General features: G+C 60.6%; 17 protein-coding genes and 2 pseudogenes. 4 read left to right on the top strand and 15 right to left on the bottom strand.

Annotated elements, in window-relative coordinates:
- Positions 1-2: 2 nt before the first annotated feature.
- The 7 genes from ABIE33_RS31820 to ABIE33_RS31790 are packed head-to-tail and all read right to left on the bottom strand — an operon-like array spanning position 3 to position 7490.
- Entirely contained in the window at positions 3-536 is a 534-nt protein-coding gene (locus ABIE33_RS31820) for an NADH-quinone oxidoreductase subunit B family protein (protein WP_429132498.1), read from the bottom strand.
- A gap of 12 nt (positions 537-548) precedes the next feature.
- Positions 549-2063, bottom strand: coding sequence for a hydrogenase expression protein HypE (locus ABIE33_RS31815; RefSeq protein ID WP_429132497.1), 1515 nt, complete (start codon positions 2061-2063; stop codon positions 549-551).
- Positions 2064-2079: 16 nt separating this feature from the next.
- Positions 2080-3543 (bottom strand): hydrogenase 4 subunit F, encoded by a 1464-nt coding sequence (locus tag ABIE33_RS31810; RefSeq protein WP_429132494.1) that lies wholly within the window; start codon positions 3541-3543, stop codon positions 2080-2082.
- Positions 3540-4205, bottom strand: coding sequence for a hypothetical protein (locus ABIE33_RS31805; protein ID WP_057215043.1), 666 nt, complete (start codon positions 4203-4205; stop codon positions 3540-3542). Before ABIE33_RS31805 ends, ABIE33_RS31810 begins: the two co-directional genes overlap by 4 nt.
- A complete protein-coding gene (locus ABIE33_RS31800) occupies positions 4205-5161 on the bottom strand; it encodes a respiratory chain complex I subunit 1 family protein (RefSeq protein WP_429132491.1) in 957 nt (318 codons plus the stop codon). The genes ABIE33_RS31805 and ABIE33_RS31800 overlap by 1 nt, the downstream gene beginning before the upstream one ends.
- Positions 5152-7173: a hydrogenase 4 subunit B gene (hyfB, locus tag ABIE33_RS31795; protein WP_429132488.1), complete on the bottom strand. Its 2022-nt coding sequence runs from the start codon at positions 7171-7173 to the stop codon at positions 5152-5154. The genes ABIE33_RS31800 and hyfB overlap by 10 nt, the downstream gene beginning before the upstream one ends.
- Positions 7170-7490 (bottom strand): helix-turn-helix domain-containing protein, encoded by a 321-nt coding sequence (locus ABIE33_RS31790; protein ID WP_057215054.1) that lies wholly within the window; start codon positions 7488-7490, stop codon positions 7170-7172. Before ABIE33_RS31790 ends, hyfB begins: the two co-directional genes overlap by 4 nt.
- A 435-nt stretch (positions 7491-7925) precedes the next feature.
- Here ABIE33_RS31790 and ABIE33_RS31785 point away from each other — a divergent pair.
- Positions 7926-9630, top strand: a pseudogene (locus ABIE33_RS31785) (erythromycin esterase family protein); the annotation flags it as partial.
- An 803-nt stretch (positions 9631-10433) separates the two neighbouring features.
- On the opposite strand, the gene ABIE33_RS31780 reads toward ABIE33_RS31785, so the two are convergent.
- The gene (locus ABIE33_RS31780) at positions 10434-10667 is read right to left on the bottom strand and encodes a hypothetical protein (protein ID WP_429132486.1); all 234 of its coding nucleotides are present in this window, start codon (positions 10665-10667) and stop codon (positions 10434-10436) included.
- Positions 10668-11069: 402 nt separating this feature from the next.
- Positions 11070-11687, bottom strand: a pseudogene (locus tag ABIE33_RS31775) (IS110 family transposase); the annotation flags it as partial.
- A gap of 336 nt (positions 11688-12023) precedes the next feature.
- Between ABIE33_RS31775 and mgtA the strand changes: the two are divergent.
- Positions 12024-14576, top strand: a complete 2553-nt coding sequence (gene mgtA / locus ABIE33_RS31770; RefSeq protein ID WP_429132483.1) for a magnesium-translocating P-type ATPase — start codon at positions 12024-12026, stop codon at positions 14574-14576.
- A gap of 554 nt (positions 14577-15130) precedes the next feature.
- Here the strand turns inward: mgtA and ABIE33_RS31765 are convergent.
- From ABIE33_RS31765 to ABIE33_RS31750, 4 genes are read right to left on the bottom strand one after another with little or no spacing between them, the layout of a single operon-like run.
- Positions 15131-16378 carry a DUF1254 domain-containing protein gene (locus tag ABIE33_RS31765; protein WP_429132481.1) on the bottom strand — a complete coding sequence of 416 codons (1248 nt, stop codon included), beginning with the start codon at positions 16376-16378 and terminating at the stop codon, positions 15131-15133.
- Entirely contained in the window at positions 16372-16497 is a 126-nt protein-coding gene (locus ABIE33_RS31760) for a hypothetical protein (protein ID WP_429132479.1), read from the bottom strand. Before ABIE33_RS31760 ends, ABIE33_RS31765 begins: the two co-directional genes overlap by 7 nt.
- Positions 16494-17519: a DUF1214 domain-containing protein gene (locus ABIE33_RS31755; protein ID WP_429132521.1), complete on the bottom strand. Its 1026-nt coding sequence runs from the start codon at positions 17517-17519 to the stop codon at positions 16494-16496. The genes ABIE33_RS31760 and ABIE33_RS31755 overlap by 4 nt, the downstream gene beginning before the upstream one ends.
- A gap of 49 nt (positions 17520-17568) precedes the next feature.
- Positions 17569-18354, bottom strand: coding sequence for a hypothetical protein (locus ABIE33_RS31750; RefSeq protein ID WP_429132476.1), 786 nt, complete (start codon positions 18352-18354; stop codon positions 17569-17571).
- A 340-nt stretch (positions 18355-18694) separates the two neighbouring features.
- On the opposite strand from ABIE33_RS31750, the gene ABIE33_RS31745 reads away from it, so the two are divergent.
- Positions 18695-19384, top strand: a complete 690-nt coding sequence (locus tag ABIE33_RS31745) for a Crp/Fnr family transcriptional regulator (protein WP_429132473.1) — start codon at positions 18695-18697, stop codon at positions 19382-19384.
- Between the two features lie 165 nt (positions 19385-19549).
- Here the strand turns inward: ABIE33_RS31745 and ABIE33_RS31740 are convergent, their stop codons facing one another.
- A complete protein-coding gene (locus ABIE33_RS31740) occupies positions 19550-20797 on the bottom strand; it encodes an ATP-binding protein (RefSeq protein ID WP_429132470.1) in 1248 nt (415 codons plus the stop codon).
- Positions 20794-21519 (bottom strand): response regulator, encoded by a 726-nt coding sequence (locus ABIE33_RS31735; RefSeq protein WP_429132468.1) that lies wholly within the window; start codon positions 21517-21519, stop codon positions 20794-20796. Before ABIE33_RS31735 ends, ABIE33_RS31740 begins: the two co-directional genes overlap by 4 nt.
- 218 nt (positions 21520-21737) lie before the next feature.
- On the opposite strand from ABIE33_RS31735, the gene ABIE33_RS31730 reads away from it, so the two are divergent.
- Entirely contained in the window at positions 21738-22385 is a 648-nt protein-coding gene (locus ABIE33_RS31730) for a Spy/CpxP family protein refolding chaperone (protein WP_429132466.1), read from the top strand.
- Positions 22386-22410 lie beyond the last annotated feature (25 nt).

Genomic DNA, 22410 nt, shown 5'->3' with positions numbered 1-22410 from the left:
CTTCACGAAGCGCGGGTTCCCAAAGTCACATGCTCGAGCAGTGCGAGCAACCCATTGAGGATGTCTGCCGGTGATGGCGGGCAGCCTGGAATATGGAGATCGACCGGTATGACGGCCGAAACCCCGCCCACGACAGCGTAGCTACCCGCAAAACAGCCGCCGTCGCACGCGCAGCCGCCGAGCGCGACAACCCATTTTGGACCGGGCGTGGCGTTATATGTCCGCTCTAAAGCCTCTCGCATGTTCTTCGTCACCGGCCCGGTAACCATGAGCACGTCGGCATGCCGCGGCGAGGCAACAAAGCGGATCCCGAAGCGCTCAATATCGTAGAAAGCATTGCTGAGCGCGTGCATCTCCAGTTCGCAGCCGTTGCAGGAACCGGCATCGACGGCGCGGATCGACAGGCTGCGGCCGAGATGCCGGCGGGCGGCGTTGTCGACAGCCGAGGCAAGTTCCTCCACCGCGGCGTCCGAGCGGGAAGGGGCGCGTTCGGTCAGGGGTACTCGGATCAGGCTTTCGAAGAGGAGCTTGCGCATGTTGGGCTGCCTTCAGAGATCGTGACCGGAATAGGAGCAGTTGAACGATTTGTTGCAGAGAGGAAAATCGGCGACGATGTTGCCTTCGATCGCGGCTTCCAGAAGCGGCCATTGGAACCAGGACGGATCGCGCAGATGGCATCGGTCGATCCTGCCGTTTTCGGCGAGGCGCAGCCATACCAGCACATCGCCACGAAAACCTTCAACAAGGGCCAGACCCTCGCGTGTCTCACCAGTGTCCGGAATATCGATGCATACCGGACCAGCTGGCAGTTGATCCAGGATCTGCGCGATCAACGACAGGCACTGTTCAACCTCGCGGATGCGGATCCAGACCCGGGCATTGACATCACCCTCGTTCAGGACCGGGATCTCAAAGAGGAGGCTGTTATAGGGCGGGTAGCCAATAGCGCGCCGGGCGTCGAAGCCGCGCCCGGAGGCCCGCCCGATATAGCCGCCAGCCCCGTACTGGTGGGCAAGTTCCGACCTGAGCATACCGGTGCCAACCGTTCGGTCCTGGAGCGAGGCGGTATTGTCGTAAAGTTCGACCAATGCCGGGAACGTCCGCCCGATCTCGGTGGCCACAGCCCGCAGAGCAGTCGCTCCCTCATGATCCAGATCGGCGATGACGCCGCCGGGCTTGATGCGGTCGCGCATCAGGCGATGGCCAAACGCGGTGTCGGCAGCGCGCAGCACGCGCTCGCGCAGCACGCCGCAATGCGTATGCATGAGTGAAAAGGCAGCGTCGTTGCAGATAGCGCCGATGTCGCCGACATGGTTGGCCAGCCGTTCGAGCTCGGCCATCAGCGCGCGCAGCCATATGGCGCGCGGTGGCACCTCGAGCTGTAGGGCGGCCTCGATCGCCCGCGAAAAGGCGTAAGCATAGGCGACCGTGCTGTCGCCGGACGTTCGTCCGGCAAGTTGCACCGCGCGGTCCAGGCTTGCTCCAGCCAAGAGCGCCTCGATCCCCTTGTGGACATATCCGAGCCGCTCTTCGAGACGGACGATTGTCTCGCCGTTGGCCGTGAAGCGGAAATGCCCGGGCTCGATGATGCCGGCATGTACCGGGCCGACAGGAATCTGGTGCAGGCTGTCACCTTCTGCACGCAGGAACGCGTAACGAGCGGTTTCGGGTGGAGGGGGCAGGCGGTCGCCCAGGGGAAACCGCAGGCCCCAGCGGCCGTGATCGAGCCATGGGCGCGGATCGGGCAAATCCTGCGGGACCAGCCCGACCAAATCGTGGATGGCGCGCTCTGGACGGAGGGCCGGCGGATGGTATTGCGCGACGGAGGGATAGCCGCCTTCCAGTCCTTCCAAGGTGATGACGCCGATCATGCCCGCTGGTTCTTCGAGCAGCGCCATGTGAACCGCATCGGCCTCGCCCCAAAGCCCAAGCAGGGTCCAGTGGCCCTCCGCAAGGGCCACAGTTGCCGATGTCCAGATCATTGGATCGACAATCGTCCGCGGCCAGGGGCGATGGTGTTGAACCGGACGGCCTTCCAGAATGAGATCGGCCAGGGCTTGCATCGAACGGCTCTCCCTATCATCGAAGAAGGGTGGCTATATGCTGGAACCAGGCGACCAGCGGCGGCGGCAGGTAAATGCCTGCGCCCAGTACGAGCGCCAGGTGGGAGTACATCGGTATGTAGGAAGCCTCGGCTGGTGCCGTGCTGCCGCGCGGCTGTCCGAAGGCAACTCCGGTGAGCCGCAGCAACAACGCGCCAAAGGCGATCAGAAGGCCGAAGACGAGCGGAATGGCAAGCAAGGGCTGCCGGGCGAAGGTGGAGCTCACGACCAGGAACTCGCTCATGAAAATCCCCAGCGGCGGCAGGCCGGCAATGGCAACGACGCCGATCACCAGGCCCCAACCGAGCCCCGGATGCGTTTCAGTGAGGCCGCGGATGCTGGAAAGCCTTTGCGTTCCCTTGATCTGCGCAATGTGGCCGACGGCAAAGAAGATCGCCGATTTGGTGAGCGAGTGCATGACCATGTGCAGCAGTCCGGCAAAATTGGCGATTGGTCCGCCCATGCCGAAGGCAAAGACGATGATGCCCATGTGCTCGATGGAGGAATAGGCGAACAGGCGTTTGATGTCACGGCGGCGGTAGAGCATGAACGCGGCGAAGACGAGCGATATGAGCCCCATCGTCATCATCAACGGCCCAGGGGCGATCGCCTCGGGATTGGCGGCAAGCAGGATCTTGAAGCGCAGGACGGCATAGAGTGCGACATTCAGCAAGAGGCCCGAGAGCACCGCCGAGATCGGTGTCGGCCCCTCGGCGTGCGCGTCGGGCAGCCAGGCATGCAAGGGCGCAAGCCCGACCTTGGTGCCATAGCCGAGAAGCAGAAACACGAAGGCGACATTTAGGAGAGCCGGGTCGAAGGCGGCAGCGTGCGTAATCAGGAGGGTCCAGACCATCGCATCATAGCCTTCGCCGACGACAGGCTGCGCGGCCATATAGACGAGGATGGTGCCGAACAGCGCAAACGCGATGCCGACGCTTCCCAGAATGAAATATTTCCACGCGGCTTCGAGCGCTTCATGCGTGCGGTAGATGCCGACCATCAGCACGGTCGTCAGCGTCGCAAGCTCGACTGCGACCCACATCAGGCCGATATTGTTCGACACGAATGCGAGATTCATGCCGAACATCATGATCTGATACATGGCGTGGTAGAAGCGAAGGTTTGCGGGCGTCAGCCGGCCGGTTTCCAGTTCATGTGCGATGTAGCTGGCGCTGAAGATGCTGGTGGTGAAACCGACGAAGGCGTTGAGGACGATGAAGACGATGTTGAGATCGTCGACGAGGAGATACAGTCCCGGTATCGGTCTTGCGGTCACGAGCAGCGAAAGTGCGGCAAGCAGGGTCAGCAGGCTCGCCAAGACGTTCAGCCGAGCCGTCAGCCGATAGCCGGGCAGGAGCGCCAGCAGGGCAGCGGCGGCGACCGGTATCAGGAGAACGGCGGTGACTGCATCGAAAGCCAACAGGGGGAAGAGAGCGTTCATTTTCGCCTTCTCCCCTTGAAATCATCGAGCGCACGAACATCGACGGTGTCAAACCTCTCGCGGATGCGAAACAGGAAAACGCCGATCACAATGAAGGCGATCAAGATCGAGAAGGCGACGCTGATCTCGACGACCAGCGGCATGCCCTTTGCGCCGGTCGCGGCGAGCACGAGCCCGTTCTCGAGCGACATGAACCCGACGACTTGGCTGACGGCGTTGCGGCGCGTGACCATCACCAGGAGCCCGAGAAGCAGAACCGACAGCGCGAAGGCAAGATCTTCGCGCGCCAAAGGATTGGCTTCAGGCGTGACGCGCAGCATGACCACCATCGCCAGTGCGACAAGTCCGATACCGGCCAGCATCGTCGGACCGATACCGACGACGGTCTCGATCTCACGGTGGATGCCGAGTTGCCGGATCATGCGGTGGAGCGCAACGGGGATGATGACGGCCTTGAAGACGAGCGCAATCGCTGCCGTCACATAGAGATGCGGAGCATCCTGGACGAAAGCCTGCCAGGCCACCGACAGCGTGAGCACCAGCGAATGCAGCGCAAAGACGTTGAGCAGCGCATAAAGGCGATCCTGATACAGCATCATCATGCTGACCAGGACCAGGCCACCGGCAAGCATGTGCGCAATATCGAAAACAAGGCCGCTCATCACAGGCTCCTCGAGACGAACAGCAGGAGGGTGGCGAGCAGGCCAAGCATCAGTGCCGCACCGAGGAACTCCGGCACCCGGAAGATCCTCATCTTGGCGGTGGCGGTTTCGAACAGAGCAAGCAGCGTGCCGCCGACCGCAAGCTTGGCGAGGTAGGCGAGCAGGCCGACCAGGTAGACGGCGGGACCGGCCTCCAGGACCGCAAGTTTCCAGGGGACGAATATGCAGGCGATCAGGGAGATGTAGAGCAGCAGCTTGAGAGAGACGGCCAGTTCGATCATCGCGAGATGGCGCCCGGAATATTCAAGTACCATGGCCTCATGCACCATGGTGAGTTCGAGGTGTGTCGCCGGGTTGTCGACCGGGATGCGGGCATTCTCGGCAATCGCCACCATGATCAGAGCGATCAGGGAGATCCCGAGCGAAACGCGCAACCCCACCTGCGGAGAGGTCATGAAGGCGGCGATGGTGGAAAGCTGGGTCGAGCCCGCGACAAGGGCAAGCGTAAAGATGATGAGCAGCATTGCAGGCTCGGCAAGTGTCGCGATCATCACCTCGCGGCTCGATCCGAGGCCGCCGAAGCTGGTGCCGACATCCATGCCGGCAAGTGCCAGAAAGAAGCGCCCGCTGCCAAGCAGGGCAATGATGGCGATCAGGTCTGCGGTCCAGCTGAACATAAGGCCCGTGGCGAAGGTGGGGACGGTCGCCGCCGCAACCCAGGTGACGGCGAAAATCACATAAGGGGTCACCCGGAACAGCCAGGACGCATTCTCTGCCAGTACCACTTCCTTGCGCAGAAGCCGCAAGATGTCGCGGTAGGGCTGGATAACGGACGGCCCCTGCCGGCGCAGCAATCGCGCCTTGACCTTGCGGATGAAACCGGTCAGCAGCGGTGCCAGCAACACGACCGTTAGCATCTGGACTGCCTGGACGAGGAGGGCGGAGATCACGACCATAGCGCCAGCACCAGGAGCAGGACGACGAGCGCCAGGAAGACCAGGCTTAGATAGCGCCTGATGGTGAGAAATTGCAGGTGATTGAGCGTGTCTGCGATAAATCCGACGGCGCCGGCGATCGGTACGTAAAGACCATCCCAGATCAGATCACGTGATACGACGGCCAGACGCGCCGACCGCAGATCGCCTGGCGCCGGCATGTCGACCCGTTCGCGGGCTTGGAACGCGAGCGTCCCGAAAACCCGCCTGATGGGCTGGGCGAAGCTGCCGGCGGTATATTGCGTTGCAGGGTCGGCCTCGGGAAAGCCGCAGTCCCAGGCGGGGGCCCGCCGCAGAGCCCGCGAGGCGAAGCGGTGGACGAGATAGGCCGTAAGCGACGCCGAGAATGCGGTGAACAGGAAAACGAGCAGGCCATTATAGGAACTGCGGGTCTCAGTGATTGGTACGATCGAAAGCCATGGGACCCCCATCTGCACCGGCATCCGGGCGCCGATCAGAGAGAGCGTCACCGGTGCGAGACGGTCCATGACGATCCCAGGCAGAATGCCGGCGAGAAGGCACAATGCAGCGAGCACCAACATGGCGGCAAGCGAGAGGCGGTCGACCTCCCGTGCTTGCCCGGCGACGAGCGTACGTGGGCGCCCAAGGAAGGTCACGCCGAATGCCTTGACGAAACAGGCAGCCGCGAGCGCTGCCGACAATGCCAGCAAGCCGCCGATAGCCGGTATGATGATCTTGAGCCCCCATTGCGGCAGCTCGGGGCTTTGAAGGATGGCCTGGAAGGCCAGCCATTCCGAAACAAAACCGTTGAGCGGCGGCAGAGCCGAGATTGCAATGCAGCCGACAAGAAACGCAAAACTGGTGAACGGCATGCGATGGATGAGACCGCCCAGTTTCTCCATGTCCCGTTCGCCGGTCGCCACCAGCACGGCGCCGGCGCCGAAGAAGAGCAGGCTCTTGAAGAACGAGTGGTTGAGAACGTGGAACAGGGCAGCGGTGAGCGCCAATGCCGCCGCCAATCCCATTCCATTCGCGGCAAAGGCGAGTGCAAGCCCGAGGCTGACGAAGATAACGCCGATATTCTCGATGGTGCTGTAGGCAAGTAGGCGCTTGAGATCTTTCTCCATCAGCGCGTGCAGGATGCCCAGGACCGCGGTCGCGCCGCCGAAGATTAGCACGACAGCGCTTGACCAGGCCGTCGGTGTGCCGAGCAGGTCGAAGACAACCCGGATGAAGCCGTAGACGGCGACCTTGGTCATGACACCGCTCATGAGTGCCGAAACGTGGCTAGGCGCGGCCGGATGTGCCAGCGGCAACCAGACATGCAATGGCACGAGCCCTGCCTTGGAGCCGGCGCCGAGCAACAGGAGAACGAGCACGATACCGGCTGTAGACGACGTGTGCTCGGTAGCGCGCATAACGGCGAAATCGTAACTGCCTTCGGGACCGGCAAGCAGGCCGAATGCGAGGAGCAGGGCCAGCGTGCCGAAGCTCGCCATGACGATATAGAGGTAACCTGCGTTCCGGTTGCCGGCGGCCCGATGGTGCGCCATCACCAATGCCCACGAAGCCAGCGACATGAATTCCCACGAAAGCAGGAAGGTAAAGGCATCGTCCGCCAGAACCACGAGGTTCATGCCAGCGAGAAAGGCTGGGAAAAACGGCAGCACCCGTTGCGGCGCATGTTCGTGACGGCCGTAGCCGAGGCCATAGAGACTGGCGAGGGCGCCCCCGAGATCGACGACCACAAGGAAGAAGGCGGCAAGCGCGTCGAGCCGGAAATGGGCTCCCAACCAAGGCAACCCGAGGGGGAGAGTGAGCGTCGATGCCGAGGTGGGAGAGACAGCCGCAGCAAGTTGGATGAGCGCGGTCGTAAAGGCGATACACGAAACAATAAGGCTTGCGCCGTAGATCACCTGTGTCGCCCGGTCGGACCGCGCAGCCAGGATCGCCAGGATCGCCGTTCCCAAAAAAGCCGTCGCACATAGCAGCATGACGACCGCCGGCGTCATGAGCGCGCCCTCGGTCCACGCACTGTTCCCGGTAGCTTGGAGGGTTTCCGCGGCAAGGGCTTGACGTTGGCGTTTGCTTTCAGCCGCACCCCGCGTCCGCTACCTTCGCTGACCGCTCCCTCGTTGATCACCTCTATGCCAGCGGCATCCAAGGCTGCAAGCAGCCGCATCAGCGTATCTACATTGCCGCGAACGACATGCGCGCTTGCTTCCATGCGCTGGATGGTCGGCACCGAAACCCCGGCCAAGTCGGCCAGATGGCGCTGGTCGATGCCGAGAAGGGCCCTGGCGGCCCGTAACTGAGCGGCAGTAATCACGATTCAACCATCGCTTATGTTACTCAGGCTCTGATGTTTGAAGCTTACGGCCTCCTTATTGATGTTTCAAATAAATATTGCGAGGTCACGAAGATCACGCGCGCCCGGCGCACCGCAAAAGCAATGAATGTAAGCTCAATTGTCCCGCCCATCGGACCGTCCCACGAGCGTCAGCCAGTGCTGCCGGCGTTGTCATTTATCGTAGTCTCCATCCTTTAGTGATGGCTAAGATGCCGAATGTCGCGCCAACTTTGTTTGCGCTGGATCAATTGGGGCAAATTTACCGCGACAATGAAGATTGGGCGCAGCCAGCCCGCTCCCAGGCGAAATAGCTCCAGTCGAGAAGAGAAAAACAGCACTGGCAAAACAAGGAGCGACAGCAAACGCCTTGATCCTGGTCAATGCAGCTCGGCGTCCAAAGAATATGGTGTTCCTATGATACGATCTTCTTTCCAGTTCTCGGATCGATCCGATGCAGGACGTCAATTGGCGGGCAGCCTGGCCGACCTCGACCTGATCCACCCCGTCATTTACGCGCTTCCTCGCGGCGGCGTGCCGGTCGCACTAGAAATCGCGCGTGCGCTGCACGCACCTCTAGATCTTATTCTCGTGCGCAAGATCGGTGTGCCCGGAGCACCCGAGGTGGCGCTTGGTGCTATTGTGGACGGTGCAAGCCCTGCAACCGTCATCAACGAGGACATTCGCAGGCTGATCGGAGCCGACGACATCTATCTGGAGCGCGCAAAACTGCGCGAACTTGCCGAACTCGAGCGCCGCCGCACGCTATACCTCGGTAATCGCGCGCCAGTGGATCCGACCGGACACACTGCCATCATTGTCGATGACGGTCTCGCCACCGGGGCCACGGCAAAGGCAGCGCTCATCGCGGCTAAAACTCGAGGAGCTGTCAAGGTCATCCTCGCCATTCCGGTCGCACCCGAAGAAACGCTCGCCGAGATGCGTCAGCACGCCGACGTTGTGGTGTGCCTTCTTCCTTCCAAGAACTTCCAGGGAGTGGGATCATTCTACCAGGACTTTCACCAGCTAACTGATGAAGAAACGATCGGACTGCTGCGTCAGGGATGGGCTGAGTTTGATCAAGCTGCCACGAGCCCCATGAAGCGCCAGGTCTCGGTACCACCGCTCGGCCTGCTTGGTGATCTAAGCGTGCCAGCGCACCCGCGAGGCATCATCCTGTTCGCCCACGGTAGCGGTTCAAGCAGCCATAGTCCGCGAAACACTGCGGTCGCCCACGGGCTGAACGCCGAGGGTTTTGCCACTCTTCTTCTCGACTTGCTGACTGCGGACGAGGCCGAAGATCGCCGGAACGTCTTCGATATACCTTTGCTCGCGGAGCGCCTGCTCGAAGCTGCGATCTGGATCGGAGCCGAGCCAGATATTGCAGACTTGCCACTGGGTCTGTTCGGCGCAAGCACTGGCGCCGGCGCGGCAATGCTGGCGGCCGCCGAACTGCGCGACCGCGTGGCAGCGGTGGTGTCACGCGGTGGCCGCCCCGATCTTGCAGGACCACGACTGGCCGAGGTTGAGGCGCCGACCCTGTTTATCGTTGGCGGCGACGACCGGCAGGTTCTTGAACTGAACCGCAAGGCACTGGCCGTCTTAAGATGTGACAAACTGCTGAGAATCGTTCCCAACGCCACACATGTTTGAGGAGACTGGCGCATTGGCGACCGTGACCGACATGGCCAGCGTCTGGTTCGCGCATTATCTGACGCTGCCGGCATCCGGGCGAATGCCTGCGCCAGCGCGGACGCCGCCAGCACAGCATATCCCGACGGTGGCCATCATACGGGCGGCCGCCGAGTCGCTACCCTCGCTGGATGACCCAGATTTCGCCACTGCCTTCGACCGATTTGCCAATGCCCGTGTCGTGTTGCTTGGTGAAGCGTCTCACGGCACGTCGGAATTCTACCGGGCGCGCGCCGCCATTACGCGCCGGTTGATCGAGCAGCATGGTTTCACCATTGTTGCGGTCGAGGCTGATTGGCCTGACGCCGCTACGATAGACCGCCATGTGCGGCGCAGACCGCATCAGCCGACGAATTCAACGCCATTTTCCCGGTTCCCGACCTGGATGTGGCGCAACAAGGATGTTGATGCCTTCGTCAGCTTCCTGCGCAACCCTTGCCGACGCAAGTGGCCGCCGGCGAGGATGAAACCTATCCTTTCGGCCTGTAATGTCATTCAAATTGACCAAAAGTATGAATTTAGTCTGGCCCCTAAACTTGATTACCGTGCGTTTGATGTTTTCGCCATTGCTCTTGCTCGGGATTAATTGAAAGCATTCTGACGCGTTCGATCGCCGTGAGTACCGCAATCTCGGCGCCCGCCTCGCGGGCGGAGTCCACCGCCTTTTTGAAGCAAACCGATTGATCAAGATCGAGCATGTAATTCCCATCGCACGGCCTCAATAAGCGCGCATAAAACCGCTATCGTGCAGAATGTTCAAACCCGTCATGTGATCCGGGAACTGCGAAAGCAATCCCTCGACGACAGCCGCAACCTCCGCCGTCTCGCCATACTTCCTGAGGGAACATTGTTCGTCTCGATGGCGAGCTGTGCCTCAAAAGAAATGCCGGTCTTCGAGGCACGATCCGCAAGCTTACCTCGGTACCACGGAGAAAAGGTTCCGCCGATTTGCAAAGAGGAAGGGCATACTCGTGAATGCTCCCGCGGTTGCGCCGTGGATGGTCAAAGTTGAAGTCGGGCGGCGGTCGAATCTTCCTGTAAACGAACCATCAAGGGTGAGAGGCTGCACTCGCGGCCTCTCTCCCAGATCCCTACGCGCCCCCCGCATCGCGGTAAGCGGGACGCGCAACCAGTGGCAACAGAACGCAGGCAATTCCACTCCTTAAATTAGGGAACAAGCGCAGTATGCGCCTGTGGCGCTTGTCTCTCGCACGATGCAGACGGCGTTACGACTTATCCCGTTCTCAGCGTGCGCATCGTCACCACTTCCGCCTGCAAATCTAGGCAGATCTGACGGTACTCATGTATCAAGTCCTCACGCCTCGTCATCTTTCGCTCGAGATTGTCGAGTGTCGTCGATGCCAATGCGTAGGCCTCGAAATGGATGCGATGGTCCATTGCACCCCGCTCGCGATGGCCTGGCAGCACCATGGCCAGCCGAGCACGCCCCAGTTCCAACAAGCTCATGCGCCCTCCAATACCGCGCGGCCCGCGCAGGATTAGTAATTCCGTCGCTACGGCGCGAGGGTCCGGCTACGGCACGTCAAGAATATTAGCAGCCGTGCTGTTGATCCCGCGCCGGAAAACCCCTGTGCATTATTGGGGCATCTGTGGACGCCCCGGGAAACGCAAGAAGAATCTTTGGTCGGCACTGCAGCGCGTAGTCGGGTGCTGACATCTGTCCGGCCTCTGATGCGACCTTTCGTTTGTCGCGGGCCCGTATGGGAGTTCGCGGATCGGAGCCAAAAACAGATGCGCGCTCGTGGCGCTATCCCAATGACTGGCTTTCCAACCCCGTCTCTCATCGACTGTTGCGCCATACCTTCTTTCGACCGTCCTACGTTCTCGACGACCTCCTGTCGTGCACGGCTACGCCGCCACGGCAGGAGCTTTGTAGTGACCACCCCTCGTCATGAGAGCCCAAACGATGCGGGCCATCTTGTTGGCGAGGGCAACGGCCACGAGCATGCGTGGCTTTCGGGCGAGCATGCGCCCGAGCCACGAACCGTCCGGAGCTCAGCGTCGCGCCGCATGGCGGACTACGGCGCTGGCTCCGATGATCAAAAGGCGGCGCAGAGTTCGCTCACCCATTTTCGATGTCGCGCCCAGCTTCTGCCCGCCTCCAGTCGATCGCTGCAACGGCGTGAGGCCGAGCCAGGCGGCAAAGTCTCGTCCCTTGGCAAAGGCGGCCGCGTTCGGGGCCAGTGCGGTTAGGGCCGTGGCCGTGATCGGCCCTACGTCAGGGATCGTCTGAAGCCGCCGCACGTCCTCGTCCTCTCGAGCCCGGCGGGTGATCTCCTCATCAAGCAGACCAATCCTGTCTTCGAGCAAACGCAATGTATCGACCGACACAGAGAGCGTCAGCCGGGCCGCATCCGGCAGGTCGCTTTCTCGATCCTCGATCTGATCGATCAGCTTTGCGACATGGGCTGGCCCCTGTGCCACGACATGCCCGTATTCGGCGAGATGGCCGTGTAAGGCATTGATTACGATAGGAGTTTCGCCGCTGCCAGATCGGCGCGGTTCGACCCCCTCTGCCTTTTCCGCCGCGCAGCCTGAACCGGTAGTTCTGACCCGTTGCTGACCCAACAACATCAATCGACGAAGAGCCGCTTCTCCGGGAAAGCGGACGCCGCGAGTTGCTTGGGACAATTTCGCGCTCGTCATGACATATGGACGGAAGCAGAATTGTCCCACGAAACCGAGATGCGGAGCCGTGTTCGCTGTTCGACTGTTGTCGGACTTCTGCCGGTGCGACATCGCTTTTATTGGCGTAAGATAAGAATTCTTTGCACCAAGAGCTCATGATGATCGGACCTTTGGATGGGCGAGGCAAGTGCCGACGCTCCCTACTGGAGCCAGGACCGGACCGCGTTAGCGGCGTCTCTCGGATCCGGCCCGGTCGGTCTCACCTCCGATGGCGCTGCCGCTCAGCTTGCCCTTGTCGGCCCCAACAGCGTCGAGGATGCGGTGCATCTGAATGCCCTACGACTCCTGCTGCGTCAGTTCGAAAGCCCTCTTGTTCTCATCCTGGCCTTCGCCGCAGCGATCTCTCTGGTGCTGCAGCAATGGGTCGATGCCGGCATCATTCTGGCCATCGTAATGGGAAGCTCGCTGCTGAGTTTCTTTCACGAGTACCGGGCGTCCACCGCAGTCGAGGAACTGAAGAAACGCCTCGCACTGACCTGCCGCGTCGTTCGCGATGGAGCGGAGCAACAAGTCTCGGTCAGCACGATCGTTCCCGGTGATCTCATTCTGTTGTCGGCTGGTAATCTCGTTCCAGCGGATGGCGTTGTGATCGATGCGGCGGACTTCCTCGTCACCGAGGCAAGCATGACCGGCGAGTCCTTCCCGGTCGAGAAGCGCCCGGGGACCGTCAGGCCGGACGCGCCCATCACGGAGCGGACAAATTCGGTATTCCTGGGCGCATCGGTGCGCAGCGGTACGGCAAAGGTGCTTGCGGTCAAGACAGGCCGTCGAACCGAGTTCGGCGCGATTGCCGCTAGGTTGCGGGCACGTCAGCCTGAAGCCGACTTCGCCCGCGGCGTGCGCCAGTTCGGTTACCTGCTCATTCGGGTGATGGTCGTGATCGTCCTGTTCGTGCTGACTGTGAACTTCCTGCTCGATCGTCCGGTAGTCGAGTCGCTGCTATTCGCCGTGGCTTTGGCTGTCGGACTGTCCCCGGAACTTTTGCCAGCCATCATCAGCGTCACCCTCTCGGCTGGCGCACGCGCAATGAGCAAGCGTGGCGTCATCGTGCGGCGGCTCGACGCTATCGAGAATCTTGGCAGCATGGACATCCTGTGTACCGACAAGACCGGCACGCTGACCGAGGGCACCATCGTTCTGAGCGATGTGCTGGACGCTGCCGGCCGTCCTTCGAAAGAGGTTCGACGGCTCGCCTTCCTGAATGCGGCTTTCGAGACCGGGATCAAGAACCCGCTGGATGCGGCGATTGTGGCGGCAGGCGAGGGCGCCGGCCTGACGACGAGCGGTCTGATCAAGATCGACGAGATCCCCTACGACTTCATGCGGCGTCGGCTGACCATCGTCGTGGCGGAGGGGGCAGCATCAACCCAGCATCTGTCCGTGACCAAGGGGGCGTTTTCGAGCGTGCTCGACATTTGCTCCTCGTTCGACCGCGATGGCGTCGAGGTTCCGCTGGATGCCAAAGCGCGGGCAGAACTCGAGACCTTGTTTAAAGCCAGCGGCGCCGAAGGATTTCGGGTTCTCGCGGTTGCCACCCGCAGGGTCGCAATAGAGGCGGACTACGACCGTGACGACGAACGCGAGATGACCTTTTGCGGCTTCCTTGTCTTCTATGACCCACCCAAGGCGGATGCGAAACGTACGATCCATGACCTCAACCGTCTTGGCATCCGCATCAAGGTGATCAGCGGCGACAATCGCTATGTAACTGCTCATCTCGCCGAGGCTGTCGGACTGGACGCCAAATCCATGCTCACCGGCGAAAAGCTGGCGACATTGAAAGACGAGGCGCTATGGCACCTCGCGCCGCGAACCGACCTCTTCGTCGAGATCGATCCCCAGCAGAAGGAACGGATCGTACGCGCACTCCAGCGGACCGGGCACTCGGTCGGCTATCTCGGCGACGGGATCAATGACGCGCCGGCTCTTCATGCGGCCGATGTCGGTATCTCCGTCGAAGAGGCGGTCGACGTTGCGCGCGAGAGCGCCGACATCATCCTCTTGAGCCGCGACCTGGACGTCCTCCGCACCGGCGTTGAAGATGGCCGGCAGACATTCGCCAACACGCTGAAATATATTTCGATCACGACCAGCGCGAATTTCGGCAACATGATCAGCATGGCGCTGGCGACACCTCTGTTGCCGTTCCTGCCGCTCGCAGCCAAGCAGATCCTTCTCAACAATTTCCTCTCCGACGTGCCCTCGATCGCGATCTCCAGTGATAACGTCGATCCGGAGCGGGTGCTGCGTCCGCAGCGTTGGAACATCAAGGACATTCGGAAATTCATGATCGTCTTCGGGCTGATCAGTTCAGTCTTCGATCTCTTGACCTTCGGCGTCCTGCTCCTCGTTTTTCATGCGAATGAGGCGACCTTTCAGACGTCGTGGTTCATGATCTCGCTACTGACGGAACTGGCGGTGGTGCTCGTCTTGCGCACCCACAAGCCCGCTTTCCGCAGCAAACCCAGCCAGTTGCTCTTGGGGTCGACCGTTGCGGTGGTCATCGCGACTTTCGCCATCCCGTTCCTTGGAGGCCTGCCGTCGGTGTTCGGGTTCGTACCGCTCTCAACGGCCCAGCTAGCCGCCATCGTCGTCATCGTGCTCGGATACATCCTGGCCACAGAGATGGTGAAAGCGCGGTACTTCCGGTTGGAGAATCCGACTTGAGCGGGATGCTGCGCAACCGATCGCCGAATGCGGCCGATCCCGTTGTGGGGTCGACGCCAATCCTCCAACTTTTCGCGAGCACCCGCGAGAACCAGATGTAATCTTTATCATGCTGCCACGTCGCACTTTTTTCACGGGCCGGGATGTGGTTCCAGCCGGCATCCCTACTGCGAGTGTTGGTTAGACCCTCTACGCCGAAGCAGGCAGCAATTTCGCTTGTGCCGCAAGCGCCGCAGCCAGCTTTTCGTTCTCAAGGTCTAGCAACTCCAGAAGAACGCGCCTTTCGGATTCGTCTGGCGCTAATAGATACAGCTCCTGATCTCCAGCAAAAGAAGGCGCTTGCTCTTGCCGTCGAGGGAAGACTTCACGGGCATCGTGCTGTGCTTGTTTCCGATTTGTGCGAACTAGGATCGAATAAGGTATCAACTGGACTGGGCCGATGCGTAAGCGTGGCGCGGTTGACCGCAGGGGAGCGGGTTCCTGGGAAGGAGTTCGTCAATCCTGTTTGCGGATTGATCGGCCACGCGATCGAAGGTCGCCTTGATCTACATTTGTCACGGAAGGGCTTCGATCGGGGGCGGTGTCCAACGCCCGTCCAACGCCTCCGCCCTAGGCAGATAGAGCCTCATGACCGCATAGAAGATTTCGCTCGGGGCGGGGAGCCAGTTCGATTCCAGCTCCGGTCCTGGGCTTTCGTGCTGCAGGTAGAGGACGATCTGGCCGTTGTCGCTCTTCTTGAGTCCGGCAAACGTCGGCGAGTTGATCAGGTAACGGTCGATGGGGTTGTCGACAAGGAATTGCTTGGGCCTGTCATACATGGTTAGCGACCAAAAGGCGTCAACCGGTGGCAGCGTCTCGGGCGTGAAGGTCAGAGTGTATCTTCCTGTCCGACCGTCAAGTGGCGCCTTCTGTGCGTCGAAGGCATAGATGACATAAAGCGCCTCCTGCACGGAGTTACCGTAGATGCCGCCTTGCGCCGCGGCGGCGCGGACCATGAACCGGCCCTTCATGAATTCGGGCGTACCGAATATTTTAGACGAATCCGTCAGCCGGGCAGCCTCGTCGCGAATCTCCTTTTCGGTCGCGACCGCCACGTCATTAATGAGCGTTACAGTTTCTGGTGGAAGATCCGCTCCGGGCCACACCACTCTTTCACGAATACCAAGTTTGGCAAGGTTTGCCCGCTGCGCCTCATCACCCGAATAAGGTGGAGCGAACTGCAACAGGAAGGCGGCAAGTGACCAGTAGTTTGTAACCATCAACTCGTCCGAGATGGGCACCCAATCACCGGATGGCGGCGGAGCCGAAGCCGGCGTTTCCGCATAGGCTGACAGCAGCGCGGCCTTGTAGCCCGCCTGGATCTCTTTCACCTTATCGAGATCGTCGGGCGAGGAGAGCTGCGTCCTGATGATACCTATGGCGAGCGTGGTCGGCATTTCGATCACGCGCTTGATACCCTTCGGTATATCGCCTTTCCAGCCGGGGCCGGTGATCAGAAAATCGCCGCCGTCATTGCCGTCGACCCGGGTACCCGGATAGTCAACATTGTTGGTGTAGAGGTCGATGAGTTGCAGCGAATAGTAGCGGTCCTTCTCGATCGGCGGCATCGTCACGACGACAGGTTCAGCTCTCAGATCGAAGACGATGAAGGAATAGGGCGTGTCGGAATTCGGCGTGATGATTGCAGTATCTTCAGGCGTGTAGACCCTGGCGATGCTGACCAGAGTGTTGAGTGGCCCCTTATATTGGCTGCCGCCCGGTTTCAGCGCGTATTGATACATGGTGAGGTAGTTCTTCACCATCGGATAGTGTAAATATACGCCTCACGGGCGATCGCCCTGATGTCATCCTGCGCGAAAGCCGGAAGTGACGGCAGCAGCATCAGTGCAGTGGTGCCTTGCAAAAAGGTGCGGCGCTTCATCTTTTCACTTCCTCCGCAACCGGGAACTTCCAGCTTCCGTCGAGGACTTGCATCTGGGGCCGATAAAGGCGGACCATGTAGTTCCATCCTTCAGGCGTCGGCAGGCAGTTGGCGACTTTGCCATCGCAGCCTCCGAACTGGATCGTGATTGAGCCATCCTGGCTCTTCTCCGCGGTCACGTTATTCAGGGAGTAGGCATTGAACTCGTTGGGAGTAAAGAAGCCCTCCTTGTTATAGACCGTGACGGACCAGAAGTCTTTTACGGGAACATCCTTCACCGTCAGCTGGTAGATGTTCTTGCCGTCGTTCTTTTCCGGCGTCACGTTGAGATAGAGCGCTTCCTTGTCCGGGTTTCCACCCCATCCAAGTGCCGCTCCAATCAGATGCCGGACCGGATCTACTTCGTCGCGCGGCCCAAACATATTCGCGGTAGTTGGGAGCAGCGCGCCGAGATCCAAGAGCGCGCGGCGGATCTTGTCACGGCTTTTGCCGTCCCACTCCGGGATCTCGAAACTACCCTCTGCTGACTGCTTGACCGTTATCGCATCTTGAAGCGCATGAACCTTCTTCATGTCTTCGGAGCTATTGGGATCAGCAAAAAAGCGAAAGGCAGCCACGACATAGCGAGTACCTATGTCGTTGCGCGTCAACGTGTACGAGCCAGCACCATAGTATACGCCATGGGCATAGTGGTCCTGGTCGATCACCAGAAGCGAAACGAACCGGCCGTCGGTATCCGGCACGTCAATCGTCACAGGTCCCGCATCGAGATCGAATACGGCGGAAGAATAAAGAGTGTCCCGGTTCAGACGGATGATTGTCTGCTTGTCGAGCGGTGCCATTTCGCGCGTGTGATCGAACTTCCCGAAGCCACCGTTCGCGGCGATGCCGGAGAAGTAGAGGTCGCTCTCAGCGCGCACGAAGTTGTCGCTGTTGACAAAGATTGGGTCGGCAGAAGCCGGAAGCGCAGCAAGCAGTGCTGCCGCCGCAATCGTCGAGAGGCTCAATTTTGCAAGAGACATGGGAACCCACCAAAGTTGAAATGGAAAGATGCGGATTGAACGCCGAACGTCAGAAGCGCACGACCAGTCCGAGGATCGGACCTTGCTGCACCGTGTCGAAGATAAAGCGGTCGTGATTGTAATCGACACCGAGTGCGCGATACCCAGCGATGGTTGAGATCCTGTCGCTGAACTCGTAACCGACGCCGGCTGCGAGATCCCAGTCAAGATCGGCCTGTCCGGCCCCAACCAGACCCCAGGCGCTGAGATAGAAGTGGTCCGTCAGGAAATACCGGCCGCGAAAGCCCGCCATGGCGTCCACCCATGTGGCGCTGTCACGACCCGAAACACCACCCAGAAGGCCGCCGGAAGAGGAGATTTCCGTGCTCGCGTGCCAGACGCGCGCACCGGCCACGACGTCGATGTTGCTGCGGCCATCCTGAAAGACGGCATAACCCGCACCGACGAGTCCGGCGAATGTCTCCGACCTGGTGTCGACCTGTCCCGCGGCTATGCCAAGCGGAGTGGCAGCCTGCGACGACACCTTGGTGTAGATGACGTCACCAAAGACGCTGAACCGATCGTAACGCGCTTCGCCGATCCCCATGAACCCGACGTCGAGATCCTTCAGCATGTCGCCGAAATCCGGCGCAAGATGAACTGCGGGTAGACCAAACTGCCCGATATCACCAGAGATGCCGGCGCCCCAAAAATAAGGGCTTGCCGCAAAGGTCCAGCCCTCACTTGACGCTTTGGCGTCGGGGACAATGAATGCATGCTGAAGGTCCGCAACGCTCGCGGACGAAGCCTGCAGGACAGTGATCAACATTGCCGCCGCTAATCGACAAGCTTTCATCGACCTGGCCCCGCCATTGAGCATAGCTCGCGCTCTGGTTTGCGCTTTCGGTAACAGGAGTGTCGACCTATTTGCGAACCATTCCGGTGGCTGGCCGGTGTAGGAGTGCTCTCCGCGTCGAAAGCTCATGGTGAAGACACCGGAGGCGGGCGGTATTTCCTTGCTGCGGTAGTGTGACGCAATTGAAGAGCTCAAGCTGTATGTAACCCCGTCGACCGTTGGCGAGGAGCCCACTCTGCATATGCGGCGACGAAAGATTGTCCGGATCCAGACAATTTACGAAATTTTGTTTTCGATCAGCGAAAGACGTTCTTTCCGGATCGTGGCATGTGGAGGGACCATGTTGGAGTTGACACGGGAAAAGGCAGAACAGGTCCTGAGCCAGGGCCCTTGGCTCGCGAGTATGACCGAGCAATTTCGGACGGAGCTACTGCGCCACGCGCATTTGCAGAAGTTCGCTCCCGATCAAATCATCTATCGATATGGCGATGCGCCTGGCGGAATGTATGGTCTTGTTGCCGGTTCTCTCACCATCAACTCAGCGCCCTCCGACGCGATCCCGCGTCTGATCCATCTCGGAATGGCGGGCGCATGGACAGGTGAAGGTCCTTTCCTGACCGGCCAACCGCGCAGGGTGGAGTTGAAAGCTCTTGGTGACGCTTGGATGATGCATGTGCCACTGGACGCCCTGGAGCAGATGGCGGCACGGGATCCTGGCGTATGGCGTGCGGTGGGTTTGAACACAGTCTTAACCGTGGATGTTCTTGTCCGTATTATTCATGATCTGCAAAAGCGCAATGTCGAACGCAGAATCGCGTCCGTGCTTCAGCGCGCAGGTTGGCTCGGCGACATGGCCATCCCGTTGTCCCAAAGCGACCTTGGCGTCATGGCAAATGCATCACGGCAGCAGGTCAACAGAGCAATGCGGAGTTTCGCAAGGGCAGGTTGGGTAAACTACACCTATCGTTCTGTGACTATCATAAATCCGCAAGCGCTAAGACGGTTCTCCGACGGAGATGGCTCGGAGTAGTAAAAGCAAGAATAGTGCCAGCCACGGTCTGGAATCCGATTCCACTCAAGGCGGCGGATTGAAGTCTCGTATCGTCGAAGGCACGATTGCCTGAAAGTCAGTAGTGGCCCCTCGTTTTCCTTGTAGCTCTCACATGGGTAGCTGCACGCCACAACTGGCACCTAACTAGCCGATATCAAACACAAGTCTCTGCTGCAGACCGCCCGTTGCCCGATTGGACAGCGTAATCGATCCGCCGTTCCGCTCGATAATTTCCTTGGCGATCGCGAGTCCCAAACCTGCTCCAGGTACCGATTGCCGGCGGGCGGGGTCGACACGGAAGAAGGGCTCGAAGGCCTTGTCGAGAAGATCAGACGGGATACCGGGTCCTCGATCGGCGATCGTGATGATCGCCTCGTTGTTTTCCACCGTGACGTCGACGTGGCAGCCTTGGCCGTGGGTGGCGGCATTGACAATCAGGTTTCTGAGCGCGCGGCGCAGGCCGAGCCCGCCGGCGCGCACTGAGACTTTGTCGATGCGGCCCGCCTCCACTTTCAAGCCGAGGGAGGCGAGTTCTTCGACAACGCCCAGCACCGCACCGTCCAAGGCCGTGGGTTCCAGGTTGTCTTCGTCGATTTCCTCGCGCACAAGGCTGATGGCACTGTCGGCGATGCGATCGAGTTCATCGAGGTCTCTCACCCAATTTTCGCGGTTCTCGTCTGGCAGGAACTCGGCGCGTAACCGCATGCGGGTCATCGGTGTTCTCAGATCGTGACCCGCCGCCGCAATGAGCCTCATCCGGCTCTCCATCGCCGACTTGAGCCGCGACGAAAGCCGATTGAGGGCACGTGCGGTGGCACGGACGTCGCTCGAGCCCTCTTCCGAGAGGGGGGCAAGAACGCCGTCTGGCCCAATGCGCGCTACAGCCTTTTCAAGCATCGCCACGGGTCGTGTGAGCACGGCAGCAAAGTAGAGTGAGACGGCGGTGGCGCCGAGCACAATCAGGATGATCCAGCCCGACAGCACCAACCAGCGATCGCGCGGCGGCGAATAGTCGGGAACATCCAGGATCAGCCACTGGCCGTTCGCAAGCGGAACGGACGCCACGATGCCGGGCCTTCCTACGGCGCGCGCCACGACGGCGGAAAGTGCGCTACCGCTTTTCTTGAAAGATTCGTTGAGGAACTGCGTCGCCCTTTCATCCGCTTCGCCTTCGGCCGGTCGGTCGCGCAGATCAATATCCGGCTGCGGTCTGCCTGCTGCTTCGGTTGGAAGCAGCTCGGTGAGAAGTCGGATCTGCCGGGCCAGCGGCTCGACGGTCGCTTCGGGCGCCGGGCCGCGAATAACACTTACAACTGCGAGCGTCGCCAGCCCGACGACGCCGACGATCGAAGCGATCAGCAGGATCGCAATGCGCATTCTGAGCGAGGTCATTCGGACATATCCACGGCTTCGACGCGCACGGTCAGTTGGTAGCCGCCGTTCCGTACGGTCTTGAACAGAGGCGATCCTTCGTTGTCGCCGAGTTTGCGCCGCAACCGGCTCATCAGAACGTCGATCGACCGGTCGAGCGGATCGCGCCCACGTCCCTGGGTGAGATCGAGGAGTTGATCGCGAGAGAGGAGACGGCCGGGCCGCTCGATAAACACTTGGAGGAGTTCGAATTCGGCGCCGGTAAGGTCGATGTTTTCTCCAGCCGCGTTTGTCACCTGCCTCGTTTCGGGCTCCATCGTGTATCCGGCAAAATGACAGCTGCGCTTGGTCGGAGCGTCGTGCCGGCCGATGACCGCTCGGCGGAGCACGGCACGAATGCGCGCGACGAGCTCACGCGGGTTGAAAGGCTTGCCGAGATAGTCGTCCGCGCCGAGCTCAAGCCCGATGATGCGGTCGACATCCTCCTTCAGGGCGGTCAACAGGATCACCGGGATATGCGGCTTGCGATTGCGCAAGGCGCGACAGATGTCCAGTCCCGAGCCATCGGGCAGCATGACGTCGAGGACGACCAGATCGAAATGGCCCGTGGCCAGCCTCATCTCGCATTCTGCGCGGTTGGCGGCCGAGGATACGCGGAATCCCTGCCCATCGAGATAGCGTCCAAGCAAGGTTCGGATTTCGCCGTCGTCGTCGACGACAAGAATATGCGGCTGAGTCTGCATCGTCCGTATCATTCCGTCCCTGTTACCAGCCGTGACTATAGGGCCGAGCCAAGGGTCTCGCATGGAAATTTGCAACCGAATGTTTCCGTCGATCGCCCAGCAAAGTTCAGCAACAAATCTCCTGAAACGAGAAACCTTGAGACACAGCTCGAAGCACGCCGGAAATGGATGCGTTCTACCTCTCCCTTCGTCACAGACACGTGGAAAGGAAACGCATCATGCGAAACGGATTTCGGGCGCTTGGCGCCGCGTCCATCGCCGTGGTTCAGGTTGCTGCCGCACAGACGGCATTGGCCGCCGAACAGACTGCAGTCGTCGAAGAGGCTGGCCAAACCTTAGAGCGGGCAGGGCATGGCGACTTCGTCCCACCAGGGCCGCGTCGGTTCGAGGGGCGAGCTGGGCGCCAGATGCCTGGATTGGATGTGCGACCTGAAGCGGCGCTCGCCGCCTGTTTGGCGATCCTCGAGACACGCATCGGAATTCGTGCCGAGCAACTGAACGCATGGCGCGACTTCACCAGCGCCCTGCAGGCGCTCCTGTCGCCGCCGAGGCCGCGCCACTTCGATCCGCGTGAGTCGCGCCCGGAAGCCATTCCTGGCGGCCCGCCCCAACTCGCTTCGGACGCTGCGAAGGGGCCTTTTGCACGTGAGGAAGCCCTCGCCGATGACTTCGTCAAGCGCGCGGAGGCAGCGCAGAAGCTCAAGTTGGCCATCTCGGCGCTCCGCACCACGTTGACCCCTGAACAGCAAGCAATTCTTGCTTCGGCGCTTCACCCCTGGGGGCCTGAGTTCGACCCGGGAGGCCGGGGGCGTGCGCCGGAGGATGCAGCCAGCCCGGCAGGCGGCCACAAAGTGTGCCATCCGTGAAGCCTTCCCCAGGCGGAAGGGCTCT

The organism is Ensifer sp. 4252, from assembly GCF_050434565.1.
Lineage (GTDB): Bacteria > Pseudomonadota > Alphaproteobacteria > Rhizobiales > Rhizobiaceae > Ensifer.
Note: the sequence above shows the minus strand (reverse complement) of the source record. Positions and strands in the feature narration are given on the sequence as shown.